The following is a 13,549-nucleotide window of genomic DNA, read 5'->3' as shown; positions in this document are numbered from 1 at the left end:
ATGTGATATTTTTGGTATATATTGAATATTTTCACAGCAAATTTGAAGGTTTATAACAATATTTTTCATATATTATTTTACTATTTAAATTAGTTCACCTTTCAATGAATGTGTATGAACTTTGTTGATTTTTACATTAATAAATTTTCCAATCATATTAGGAGATCCTATAAAAGTAACAGTTCTATTGTTTTCTGTTCTGCCGTATAACTCCATGATATTTTGCTTAGATACACCTTCCACTAAAATTGATTGTGTACTTTTAAACATTTTTCGACTCCATTGCATGGTTTGTATGTTAATTTGATTTTGTAAACGATATAATCTTTCTTTTTTTTCTTGAATATCAATATTATCATTTAATTCAGAAGCAGGTGTTCCGGGTCTAGAGGAGTATATAAAACTAAAACTCATATCAAAATTAATTTTTTTTATTAATTCCATAGTTTCTTGAAAATCTTTTTCAGATTCTCCAGGAAAACCAACAATAAAGTCAGAACTAATTTGAATATTAGGTCGAGCAAGAATTAGTTTTTTAACAATTAATTGATATTCTTCTACTGTATATGATCGTTTCATTAAATTAAGTATTTTATTAGAACCACTTTGTACAGGTAAATGAAGAAAACTAACTAATTTTGGTGTATCTTTGTATACTTCAATAATGTCATCAGTAAACTCAAGAGGATTACTGGTAGTAAAACGTATTCTATCAATGCCATTTATTTCTGCTACTAATCTAATTAATTCTGAAAAGTAGCAAATTTTTCCATTAAACGTAGGTCCTTCATATGCATTAACATTTTGTCCTAATAAATTAATTTCTCGTACACCTTGTTCTGCTAATTTTGATATTTCAAATAAAACATCGTCACACGGACGACTTATTTCATTTCCTCTTGTATAAGGAACAACACAAAAAGAACAGTATTTATTACAACCTTCCATAATAGAAATAGCAGCTGTATATCCTTTTGTATTAGGTTCAAAGAAATAGTTAAACTTTTCTAGTTTAGGAAAACTAATATCTATAAAAGATCGTCTATTTTTTTCAACTTCAGCAATCATTTTTGGCAATCTGTGTAAAGTTTGAGTTCCAAATATAATATCTACATAATTAGCTCTTTTAAAAATCTCTTCACCTTCTTGCGTTGCTACACAACCGCCTAAAGCAATAATTACATTAGAGTTTTTATTTTTTATTTTTTTCCATCTTCCTAATTGATGAAAAACTTTTTCTTGAGCTTTTTCTCTTATAGAACAAGTGTTTAATATTAAAATGTCAGCATTTTCTGCAAATTTAGTGAGTTTATATTTATTGTTTTTTTGCAATAATGAGATCATCATAGATGAATCATATTCATTCATTTGACAACCCCAAGTTTTTATGTATATAAATTTCATATATATAAAGAATATTCCTAATTAATGTATAAAATATTAGATTTCATGTATTTGTTAAAATATTATATAGATATTTTTCCTTTAATTGAAGGATAAGGGTTATATCCAAAAATTTTGAAGTCTTCAAAAGAATATTTAAATAATGATTGAGATTTTTGAATTATTAATTTCGGAAGTGGTCTAGGAGTTCTTAAAATTTGTTTTTTTGCTAATTCAATATGATTATTATAGAGGTGAACATCACCACCAGTCCATAAAAATTCTCCAACTTTTAAATCGCATTGTTGAGCAATCATATTAATGAGCATTGAATAACTAGCTATATTGAAAGGTAATCCTAAAAATACATCACAAGAACGTTGATAAAGTTGACAGCTTAATTTTTTATTATGAACATAGAATTGAAAAAGTATATGACAAGGAGGTAATTTCATTTGATCTATTTCAGCAACATTCCAACTAGAAACTATAATTCTACGTGAATCAGGATTTTTTTTTAACTGTATTAATGTATTTTGTATTTGATCGATAGTATGACCTTTTGGTGTATTCCAACTTCTCCACTGTTTACCATAAATTGGACCAACATCGCCAGATTCATCAGCCCAATTATTCCAAATAGATACTTTATTTTCTTTTAAATATTTAACATTAGTATCCCCTTTTAAAAACCATAAAAGTTCATAAATAATAGAAGGAAGATGACATTTTTTTGTCGTAAGAAGCGGAAAGCCTTTTTGTAAATTAAATTTCATATTGTGACCAAAAATAGATAAAGTTCCTGTCCCCGTGCGATCTTTTTTTTTATTTCCAATTTTAATTATTTTTTTCATTAATTTGAGATATTGTTTCATTTTTTCTTAGTAATCTAATTATTTATAATAAGCTTTAAACATAATAATAAATCCAATAACAATCATTGGAATTGATAGTATTTGACCCATAGTTATTATATTGTTAAACAATCCTAATTGAGGATCTGGTTCTCTAAAATATTCTAGAATTGTTCTAAATATACCATAAAATATTAAAAATATTCCGCTGATACTGCCTATTGGTCTATTTTTTCTTTGAAAAAAATAAATAATGAAAAATAAAATAAATCCTTCGAAAAAAAATTCGTATAACTGAGAAGGATGTCTTGGTAATGCTCCATATTTTTCAAACAATAATTTCAATTCTGGACATTTTTTTATTGCTTTTAAATCTTGATATTGTGAATTAGGAAAGATCATTGCATATGAAAAATTTGGAGCAATGCGTCCCCATAGTTCGCTGTTGATAAAATTTCCTAATCTACCAGCACCTAATCCAAAAGGAACTAAAGGAGTTATAAAGTCAGATATTTCTAATATTTTTTTTTTATATTTTAATGAAAAGTATATCATAGTAATGATAGCACCTATTAATCCTCCATGAAACGACATACCGCCTTTCCATATATAGAATATGTGTAATATATTTTCAGAGAAATATTTAAAATTATAAAAAATTATATATCCGATTCTGCCTCCGATACACGATCCTAAAAAAATAGCGTACAATAACGTGTTTATTTTTTTTTTTAACCATGGTTTTTGATTATTAAAATTACTTTTTTTTCCATACCAAATAGCAAATAAAAAACTGATAAAATACATAAATCCATACCAATGCGCAGAGATAGGACCAATAGAAAAAATAATAGGATTTAAATGAGGAAAAAAAATATACATATATATTAAATGGTATCCTTCTTATAAATTTTTATAATATTTTTTTAGAAAATTATAGTTCTAATTGTAATATTTCTTGTATTGTTTGACGTCTTCGAATTATAAAAGAATTGTTATTTTTTATTAATATTTCTGGAATAAGTGGTCTAGTATTATAATTAGATGACATTGAAGCTCCGTAAGCTCCTGTATCATGAAAAATTAAATAATCTCCTATTTTTATAATTGGTAATTTTCTAATTTGAAGAGTTCCTCCTTCTTCTTGTGTAAAAATGTCTCCTGATTCACATAAAGGACCTGCAACAACAGTATCAGTCATTTCTTGTTCATTAATTATTCTATTATCTCCAGGAATAACTGATATATGATGATAGCTTCCATACATAGTCGGTCTCATTAAATCGTTAAATCCTGCGTCTATTAAAATAAAAGTTTTATTACCTGTTTTTTTTGTAGCCCATACTTTTGAAATTAAAATACCTGATTCTGCAACTAAAAATCTACCAGGTTCAATTTCTAATTCAATTTTTTTTCCTAAAAATTGAGATATTTTTTTTCTTGCTTCATTCCACAAATTAAAGTATTTTTTTATATCAATCGGTTTTTCAGTGAATGTATAAGGTACTGGCAAGCCTCCGCCAGCAGAAATAGAAGATATTTCTTGATTTAATTTAAACGCATATTTCATCATAGATTGACAAACTTTTTTTAGGTGTATATAATTTACTCCTGAACCTATGTGCATATGTAGACCTACTAGTTTTAATTTGTATTTTTTTATAATTGGTATAGCTAGTTCAGGATCCCAAATTCCATGTTTACTATTTTCTCCTCCAGTATTTGTTTTTTTGCTATGTCCATATCCAAATCCTGGATTGATTCTTATCCAGACATGATGACCTGGAGATATCTTTCCTAATTGTTTTAACATATCTAATGATCCAGCATTAACTGGTATTTTATAATCTACTACTTTAAATAAAGTTTCTTGATCTAAAATATCTGCAGTAAAAATTATTTCATTTGTATTTGGTTGAAATCCAGATAATAAAGCTCTTTCTATTTCACCTAATGAAACTGCATCTATTTTTATATTTTTATTTTTCATTAAACGCAATATATTAATATTAGAACAAGATTTCTGAGCGAATCTAATCACATCAAATTGTTTTAATAATTTTATTTTTTTATAAATGGTATCAGCATCATAAATCCAAAAAGGAGAAGAATATTTTTTAATTAATTTTTTAATATTATTTATATTAAAATTATTTTTAAGATCATTTAAATCTTGTGGCATTTTTTTTCCTGTTATTTTTTAGAAGAATATTTTTAAAGAGAAAGTTTAATTTTTTATTATAGTTGTTTATTACATGGTCGGAGTGTTGGAAATAAAATTACATCACGAATGCTAATTTGATTTGTTAATATCATAATTAAACGATCAATTCCTATTCCTAGTCCTGCAGTTGGTGGTAAACCATATTTTAATGCTTCTATATAATCTTGATTATAAAATATGTTTTTATTATCTGATTTTTTTTCCATTTTTATTTGATTTAAAAATCTAATTTTTTGATCTTCAACGTCATTTAATTCTGAAAATCCATTTGCTATTTCATATCCAGCAATAAATAATTCAAATCTATCAGTGATTTTTGAATTGATATCATTGCGTTTTGCTAGAGGAGATACTTCTACTGGATATTGAGTTATAAATGTGGGTTGAATTAAATTTTTTTCTACTGTTTTTTCAAAAATTTCAGTTTCTATTTTTCCATGTCCCCAATGTTTTTTTATTTCTATGCCTATAGAATTAGCAAAATTTTTTATTTTATCAAGATTATCTAAATCAGATAGTTGAATGGTTGAATTGAATTGAAGAATGGCATTTTTCATAGTTAATCTTTTAAATTTTTTACTAAAGTCAAAATTATATTTTTGATATTTAATTTGGCTGTTTTTGAAAAGAAATACTGTAATGTTTTTAAAAATATTTTCTATCAAATTCATCATGTCTTTATAGTCAGCATATGCAATATATGCTTCCATCATAGTAAATTCTGGATTATGACGAGTAGAAATGCCTTCATTACGAAAATTTCTATTAAGTTCAAAAATACGTTCAAAACCACCAACAATTAATTTTTTTAAATATAATTCTGGTGCTATTCTTAAATACATTTGCGATTTAATTTCATTATGATATGTAATAAAAGGACGGGCGCTTGCTCCTCCAGGAGTATTTTGTAACATCGGTGTTTCTACTTCTAAGAAATTATGTTTCACCATAAAATTTCGAATTGCCATAATAATATTAGAACGAGTTTTAAATATTTCATATAATTTATTGTTACTTATCAAGTCTAGATAGCGTTTTCGATAACGTATTTCTTGGTTAGAAAGTCCATGAAATTTATCTGGTAAGGGTTTTAATGATTTATTTAGTATTTCTATCTTATTACAATAGATAGATAATTCGCCTGTTTTAGTTTTAAACAATATTCCTATAACACCGATAATGTCTCCAAGATCCCATTTTTTAAAATTATTATGATAAAGTTCAGATGTTATTTTTTTTTCTTGTATATATATTTGTATCATTCCTTCTATGTCTTGAAGTGTAAAAAAAGAAGCTTTACCCATAATTCGTCTTTGTATCATTCTACCAGCAATAGAAATTTCAATATTTAAAGAAAGAAGTTCATCTCTATTTTTCATTTTATATGTATTGTAAATTTTTTTTGTAGTAGTAGTTTTTTTAAAAGTATTCGGAAAAGAAAATCCTGTTGCTTTCATATTGCAAAGTTTTTTTTCTCTTCTTTTAGTTTCATTATTAACAAGATTATTATTTTTTTTTATTATTTCTAACATTATAATTCCTTATAATCCCATTATTAAACTTTGTTCAATAAAATCGTCTAAATCACCATCTAAAACTGATTGAATATGATTTTTTTCAATACCAGTACGAAGATCTTTTATTTTTGAATTATCTAATATATATGAACGTATTTGATTGCCCCAAGTAATATTAGATTTATTTTTTTCTAATTTTTGTTTTTCTTTTTGTTTTTTTCTATTTTGTATTTCATATAGTTTTGATTTCATTTGTTTCATTGCTTGTTCTTTGTTTTTATGTTGAGAACGATTACTTTGGCATTGAGTAACAGTACTTGTTGGCAAATGAGTAATACGAACAGCTGACTCAGTTCGATTGACATGTTGACCTCCAGCTCCTGAGGATCTATAAACATCAATTCTTAGATCAGAAGAATTTATATTAATGTAAATTTTATCATCTATGTCTGGATATATAAAAACAGAACTAAATGAAGTATGACGTCGTTTCCCGGAATCAAAAGGACTTTTTCGAATTAAACGATGTACACCTGTTTCTGTTCTCAACCATCCAAAAGCATATTGTCCAGATATTTTAACAGTAGATGATTTAATTCCAACTATTTCTCCAATAGATTCATGAATTATTTCTGTTTGAAATTTTTTTTTATCAGCCCATTTTAAATACATTCTAAGTAGTATTTTAGACCAATCTTGAGCTTCTGTTCCTCCTGATCCAGATTGTATATCAAGATAACAATTACAGATATCATTTTTTTTTGAAAACATACGATAAAATTCAAGTTTTTTTATTTTTTTTTCTATTTTTTGAGATTCTATAAAAGTATCTTTTAAAACTATATGATCTTTTGTTTCTATTGCTAATTCTAAAAAAATAATCACTTCCTTGATTTTTTTTTCTATATAGTTAATGTTCTTAATTATTGAATTGATCAAATATTTTTCTTGATTCAATTTCTTTATAGATGTTTTTTTTTTCCATGCTACAAGTGATAATAATTCTAAATTAATTTCTTGGAGTCGAATTTTTTTTTGATTATAGTCAAAGATACCTCTTAAGGTCTTTTATGCGCTTATTAAAATTTTCAATATTTTTAGTAATTGTATTTATTTCTAGCATAGTTTTTAAATTCTTCTATTTAGTAAAAAGTAAATTATTAGTAAAATATAAATTTTAAAACATGTTTATATTTAAATATAAAAAAATTTTATATATTCTAAATTATACAGGTGTATTTTTTTAATTTGATATAGTTATTTTACATGTATTTTAGGAAACAAGAAATGTCATCATTTATATCTTTACAAAATATAATTTATCCTTCAAGTGAATTATCATTAACAATGATATTGCTTGATCAATGGTCTTTGGTTTATGTTAGAGGTTCTGATAGTAAAAAATATCTTCAAAATCAATTAACTATTAATATAAATTTATTATCTAAAAAACATCATGCATTATGCGCACATTGTAATTTAAATGGAAAAGTTTGGAGTACAATGCGTTTATTTCAATATCAGAAAGGTTATGCTTATATTCAGAGAAAAAGCATTTCTAAAATTCAAATAACAGAATTAAAAAAGTATTCTATTTTTGAAAACGTACGAATTACTGAACTAAATGATATTGTTTTGATAGGATTAGCAGGATTAGATGCTAGAAATTTTTTATTAAAATTTTTTATTAAAATACCAAATAAAAATTGTTCGATAGTTTATGAAAAAAATAAAACCATACTATGGTATTCAGAACCAAAAGAACGGTTTTTATTGATTTTAACATTATCAGAATTTTTATTTTTAAAAAAAGAAATTAATAAAAATATTTTTTTTAATAAAAGTAAACAGTGGTTGTCATTAGAGATAGAATCTGGCTTTCCTATTATTGATAAAGAATCTGCTCAAAAATTTACTCCACAAGCAATTAATTTAGATAAGCTTAAAGGTATTAGTTTTGATAAAGGTTGCTATTATGGACAAGAAATGATAGCACAAATATTTTTTAAAAATTTAAATAAGCGGTTTTTGTGTTCTTTAATTGGAAAAGGTATCTTATTTCTTGAAATAGGTTCTTTTATTGAAATTCAAATAGAAAATAAATGGTGTATAATTGGAATTGTACTATCTTTTGTCCATATTAAAAATAGAGATACTTATATACAAGCAGTGTTATATAAACCTGTAAATGCAAACAATTTATTTAGAATACAGGGATTTCAAAATATTTTTTTGATAAAAAATAGATAATTTTATAAAATAAAATTTTATTAGTAATAAACCTATTTATTTAAAAAAAATATTTTTTATAAAATTTTATTTAAAACTTTTTTTAAAACATCATGTCTCAAGGTATTCTTTTTATTATTTCTGCTCCAAGTGGAACAGGAAAATCGAGTTTAATTCAAGGATTGTTAAAATCTAAAACTACTTTGTATAACATTCAAGTATCTATTTCTCATACTACGAGAATCATAAGACCTGGTGAATTACATGGAAAACATTATTATTTTATATCAAAAAAAGAATTTCAAATTATGATTAAACAGGAATCTTTTTTAGAATACGCAAAAGTTTTTAGTAATTATTATGGAACTTCGCGTCAGTATATTGAAGATATGCTAGTTTCTGGAACTGATGTATTTCTTGATATTGATTGGCAGGGAGCTCAGCAAATAAGATATAAAATGCCAGAATCAAAAAGTATTTTTTTACTTCCTCCATCTAAAGATATACTTTATAAAAGATTAAGAGAAAGAGGTCAAGATAGTGATATAGTTATTGCTAAAAGAATGGAAAAAGCAGTAGATGAAATGGAACATTATTCAGAATATGATTATATTGTTATTAATGACAATTTTAAACAAGCAGTTAATGATTTAAAAACGATTATTAATGCAGAACATTTATGTTTATTGCAACAAAGAAACAAATATAACACATTAATTTCTAATTTATTAAAACGTTAATTTTTTTAAAAATTTTTTTTTATATAATTCTATTGCATAAATAGAATTATATAATTAATCAAATTAAACATTAAAAATTTATTTTTAATTTAATTTTTTTATAATTTATTGCGATTGGCTCTTTTTCTTTCATTTTCTTTTAAATAACGTTTTCTTAAACGTATTGAGTTAGGAGTCACTTCTACAAGTTCATCATCGTTAATGAATCCTAGTGCTTCTTCTAGTGTCAAATTAATAGGAGTCGTTAAAACTATTGCCTCATCAGTTCCAGATGCTCTCATATTAGTTAGTTTTTTTCCTGTTAGACAATTAACTGTTAAGTCATTTGTACGATTATGTACGCCTATTATTTGTCCTTCATATACTTGAGCACTGTGTCCTATAAATAATTTTCCTCTTTCTTGTAAATTAAATAAAGAAAAACCAACTGCCATACCTGTACTATTAGATATTAAAACTCCATTTTTTCTTTGTCCGATATTACTATTTTGAACAGTATCATAATGACTGAAAGATGAGTAAAAAAGTCCTGTTCCAGAAGTAAGACTCATAAACTCAGTACGAAAACCAATTAACGCTCTACTAGATATGATATATTCTAAACGCACTCTTCCTTTGGAATCTATAATTAAGTTTTGTAATTCACCCTTTCTGATTCCTATAAATTGCATAATATTTCCTTGATGCTTTTCTTCGATATCTAAAATTACATTTTCAAAAGGTTCTTGTTGTACTCCTTTTGTATTTTCACGAAAAATTATTTTAGGACGAGATACTTCTAATTCAAAACCTTCACGACGCATATTTTCAATCAATATAGATAGATGCAATTCACCACGTCCGGATACAGAAAAAACATTGATATCTTGTGTTTCTTTTATTTGTAATGCAACATTGTGAATAATTTCTTTTTTTAATCTTTCCCATATTTGACGAGATGTTATAAATTTCCCTTCTTTTCCTGAGAAAGGAGAAGTATTAACTGAAAAAAACATGCTTACTGTAGGTTCGTCTATTTTTAATATTGGAAGAGGTTTTAAATTGTCTGGATGACAAATTGTATCAGAAATATTTAACTTATTAAGACCTGTAATAGCAATAATATCTCCTGCTTTTCCATGATGAATTTCTATTCTTTTTATTCCAGAGTAACTTAAAATTTTATTAACTTTTCCATTTCGAGTATTTCCTGAACTATTAATGATAGTTACTGTATCATTTGTTTTTATAGATCCTTGTTTAATACGACCTATACCTATTACTCCTAAATAATTATTATAATCTAGTTGTGAAATTTGCATTTGAAATTTTTGATTTGGATCTACATGAGGAGCAGGAACATATTTAATAATAGATTCATATAATGGAATCATATTATTTTTCATTTTACGATAATCTATTCCTGAAGTTCCAAGAACAGCGGAAGTATAAATAATAGGAAAATCTAGTTGTTGATCGTTTGCATCAAGATTAACAAAAAGATCAAATATCTGATCTACTACCCAATCAGGACGAGAATTGATTCTATCAATTTTATTAATAACAACAATTGGATTCAAACCATATTTGAATGCTTTTTTAGTTACAAATCGTGTTTGTGGCATTGGTCCATCCAATGCATCTACTACTAATAACACAGAATCTACCATAGACATTACTCGTTCTACTTCACCACCAAAATCAGCATGTCCAGGAGTATCTACTATGTTTATTTTGTATTGATTCCAATTTATAGAAGTATTTTTAGATAAAATTGTAATACCTCGTTCTTTTTCTAAATCGTTAGAATCCATAATTCTTTCAGTTTTTTCTTCATGTTCTTCAAAAGTTCCTGATTGTTGTAATAGTTTATCAAGTAATGTAGTTTTTCCATGATCAACATGCGCTATAATAGCAATATTTCTTATATTATGATGCATTTTTTTTCCTTTTCAAATAATATTCACGAACAAAAAGATGTACTTTAGACTGGTTTAAGATAGAATTACAAGATAAGATTAATTATTGAGGATTATAATATCTTACAGTAAGATATAAAAAACTTTACAAAAATTATTTTATTTAACTATATAAATATAATTTTAAATTTATAAAATTTAGATAAATAAATTTATATTAGAAATTTTTTATAAAAAAATAAATTTTTTGAAATTTTAGTAGCCAGGATTAAACATTGAAATTATTAGATTATAAAAAAACAAGTTTTTTAAAAAGTTATGTAAATATCAGTGATATAGACATTCAATATGGCATTGAAATTGCATTTATTGGTTATTCTAATTCAGGTAAATCTACTGTTATTAATACGTTGACGAAACAAAAAAAAATATCACGTTCTAGTAAAACTCCTGGTCGAACGCAACTAATTAATTTTTTTGAAATAGTTCCAAATTTTAGAATAGTTGATCTTCCAGGATACGGTTATGCAAATGCACCTTTATTAATAAGAGAAAAATGGCAAAAAAATACATATGATTATTTAAAAAAAAGAAATCAAATTAAAGGTTTTGTATTTTTAATGGATATTAGATATCCTTTTAAAAAACTTGATTATATAATCATTGATATAGCTAAAAAGAGAAATACTTCTATATTAGTTTTGTTAAATAAATGTGATAAATTGAAAAAATATCAACAAAAAATACAATTTAATAAAGCATTTAAGGAATTACAATTTTTATTAAATTCTTTTGAAATAGAATTGTTTTCATCTTTTAAAAAGATTGGCATTAAAAAATTAAAATTTCAATTAAATAATTGGTATAATCAATATACTATTTTAAATAATTAATTTTATCTATTATAAAAAATAAACAATAACAATAGTTGATGATGAAAAGAATAATAAAAAAAAATTTTATGAAAGAAATTTTTTCTAAAATTGTATTAATTTCTTAAAAAATAATTTTTTAAAAAGTTTAATAAATTTTTTATGCAATCTTTTTTTGAAAAAATTTGATTTGATGTTATATTAATCGGAATATCTAATTTTATAGTTGCTAATTGATATGAAAGAAAAGCTATTTCCTTGTTTTTTTTAAGTTGAATTGTAATATTTTTAGCATTGCGTATAGGTAAAAATGGTATTTTTTCAATATTATCATAAATATTGTTAAGATTAGAAAAGCTATTTAATAAAGATAATGCAGTTTTTATACCGACTTTAGGAACACCAGGAATATTATCAGAAATATCTCCTATCAAAGCTAAAAAATCAATAAATTCTATAGGTTTTATTCCATATTTTTTTTTTATTATTTCAGGAGTAATAATAGTATTATTTTTTTTATTTAATATGTTAATATTTTTTGTTACAAGTTGTTGCATATCTTTATCATGACTAATAATTAGTACTGTTTCTCCTTTTTTTTCTAATTGAAATGCTAAACTTCCAATAATATCATCTGCCTCGATTCCAGGTATTTTAAATACTTGAATACCAATTTTTTTAAGTATTTCAAAAAGCGGCTTAATTTGCACAAACAATTCAAGAGGCATTGATGGTCTATTTTTTTTATATTCTTTAAATAATTTTGTTCTAAATGTTTTTTTAGAAGAATCAAATATTATAATAATTTTTTTTAAATCTTTATATTTAATTAGAATGTTATTGATAATATTCAATATACCATATATTGCGCCAGATGGTTCACCTAAAAAATTTTTAACATTGCTAAAACCATAATAAGATGAATATAAGTATAAACTTCCGTCAATTATTATAATAGGATTTTTTATATGATACATGATTTTCTTTATTATACTGGTAATTTTTCAATAAATTAATTAAATCTAAATTAAAATTTTTAGGCGTGCCAAAATAGTATCAATTATATCTTATAAAAAATAAAATATATTAATTTATATTTTTTTAAATTGTCATTATGTTATTTTTTATGAATTAAAAATCTAATTAATTTAACACATTTTTCAGCAAAATGATCTTTAAAAGAATTTTCTATTGTTGAGTAATTAATAATATATTTTCCATTAATAATCATAGTTGGAACATGATTTAAATGAGATTTTTTAACATCTTTATTTTTTTTTTGAACTAATACTTTTATTGTTAAACTATTCCAAAAACGATTAAATGTTTTTTTATTTACCTTTCCTTCTTGTTTAAATATTTTTTTTATATTATTTATATTATTAATGGTATGAGTTTCTTGAATTCCTTTAAAAATAGGAATAATAATTTTTTCTTCAATTCCGATTTGCTCTGCTATTATCCAAGATTTTGTTAAAATTTTACTTAATTTCCCTCCTAAAAAATCAACATGATATGTTTGAATATTGATATTTTTATTAATATTATTTTTTATTAAATTTTTAATATTATAATTTTTTTTAAATTCATAACAATAAGGACAAAAAAACGAAAAAAAATCCATAACCTTTGGAACATTATGTATACTTTTATCTTTTATAAGATATTCTTGATTATTAGATTCATTGGCAAGTATATTATAAGAAAAAAAAATACTGCATAATATAATTAATATTTTATTCATTTTAATCGTCTAGTTTCATATATGATAAGTTATTAAAAAACACTAAAATTAATATTTAAACATTATAATATATATATATAAAATACTA

General features: G+C 24.0%; 12 protein-coding genes. 3 read left to right on the top strand and 9 right to left on the bottom strand.

The window, feature by feature from the left end:
* Positions 1–84 precede the first annotated feature (84 nt).
* From miaB to prfB, 6 genes are all read right to left on the bottom strand, one after another.
* Positions 85–1,404, bottom strand: a complete 1,320-nt coding sequence (gene miaB, locus D9V59_RS02240) for a tRNA (N6-isopentenyl adenosine(37)-C2)-methylthiotransferase MiaB (protein WP_158364685.1) — start codon at positions 1,402–1,404, stop codon at positions 85–87.
* Positions 1,405–1,466: 62 nt separating this feature from the next.
* Positions 1,467–2,258, bottom strand: a complete 792-nt coding sequence (thyA, locus tag D9V59_RS02235; RefSeq protein WP_158364683.1) for a thymidylate synthase — start codon at positions 2,256–2,258, stop codon at positions 1,467–1,469.
* A gap of 18 nt (positions 2,259–2,276) precedes the next feature.
* Entirely contained in the window at positions 2,277–3,119 is an 843-nt protein-coding gene (gene lgt / locus D9V59_RS02230; RefSeq protein ID WP_158364681.1) for a prolipoprotein diacylglyceryl transferase, read from the bottom strand.
* Between the two features lie 52 nt (positions 3,120–3,171).
* Positions 3,172–4,419 (bottom strand): diaminopimelate decarboxylase, encoded by a 1,248-nt coding sequence (gene lysA / locus D9V59_RS02225; protein WP_158364679.1) that lies wholly within the window; start codon positions 4,417–4,419, stop codon positions 3,172–3,174.
* A gap of 56 nt (positions 4,420–4,475) precedes the next feature.
* A complete protein-coding gene (gene lysS / locus D9V59_RS02220; protein ID WP_158364677.1) occupies positions 4,476–5,993 on the bottom strand; it encodes a lysine--tRNA ligase in 1,518 nt (505 codons plus the stop codon).
* A gap of 9 nt (positions 5,994–6,002) precedes the next feature.
* A protein-coding gene (gene prfB, locus D9V59_RS02215; protein WP_187308362.1) for a peptide chain release factor 2 occupies positions 6,003–7,101 on the bottom strand; the annotation gives its coding sequence in 2 pieces (ribosomal slippage) (positions 6,003–7,025 and positions 7,027–7,101; 1,098 coding nt in all).
* 164 nt (positions 7,102–7,265) lie between these two features.
* Here prfB and ygfZ point away from each other — a divergent pair.
* Both ygfZ and gmk read left to right on the top strand, forming a co-directional pair.
* Positions 7,266–8,228 carry a tRNA-modifying protein YgfZ gene (gene ygfZ / locus D9V59_RS02210; protein ID WP_158364673.1) on the top strand — a complete coding sequence of 321 codons (963 nt, stop codon included), beginning with the start codon at positions 7,266–7,268 and terminating at the stop codon, positions 8,226–8,228.
* A gap of 92 nt (positions 8,229–8,320) precedes the next feature.
* Entirely contained in the window at positions 8,321–8,947 is a 627-nt protein-coding gene (gene gmk / locus D9V59_RS02205) for a guanylate kinase (RefSeq protein ID WP_158364671.1), read from the top strand.
* Between the two features lie 98 nt (positions 8,948–9,045).
* Here the strand turns inward: gmk and typA are convergent, their stop codons facing one another.
* Entirely contained in the window at positions 9,046–10,866 is a 1,821-nt protein-coding gene (gene typA / locus D9V59_RS02200; RefSeq protein ID WP_158364669.1) for a translational GTPase TypA, read from the bottom strand.
* A gap of 254 nt (positions 10,867–11,120) precedes the next feature.
* Here typA and yihA point away from each other — a divergent pair, with 254 nt between their 5' ends.
* Complete coding sequence (yihA, locus tag D9V59_RS02195; RefSeq protein WP_158364667.1) at positions 11,121–11,738, top strand: ribosome biogenesis GTP-binding protein YihA/YsxC; 618 nt, start codon at positions 11,121–11,123, stop codon at positions 11,736–11,738.
* Between the two features lie 95 nt (positions 11,739–11,833).
* Here the strand turns inward: yihA and D9V59_RS02190 are convergent, their stop codons facing one another.
* Both D9V59_RS02190 and D9V59_RS02185 read right to left on the bottom strand, forming a co-directional pair.
* Positions 11,834–12,694 carry a 5'-3' exonuclease gene (locus D9V59_RS02190; protein WP_158364665.1) on the bottom strand — a complete coding sequence of 287 codons (861 nt, stop codon included), beginning with the start codon at positions 12,692–12,694 and terminating at the stop codon, positions 11,834–11,836.
* A gap of 140 nt (positions 12,695–12,834) precedes the next feature.
* Positions 12,835–13,461: a DsbA family protein gene (locus D9V59_RS02185; protein ID WP_158364663.1), complete on the bottom strand. Its 627-nt coding sequence runs from the start codon at positions 13,459–13,461 to the stop codon at positions 12,835–12,837.
* Positions 13,462–13,549: the final 88 nt, after the last annotated feature.

The sequence above is a fragment of the Buchnera aphidicola (Artemisaphis artemisicola) genome (genome assembly GCF_005082365.1).
GTDB lineage: Bacteria > Pseudomonadota > Gammaproteobacteria > Enterobacterales > Enterobacteriaceae > Buchnera > Buchnera aphidicola_AR.
Note: the sequence above shows the minus strand (reverse complement) of the source record. Positions and strands in the feature narration are given on the sequence as shown.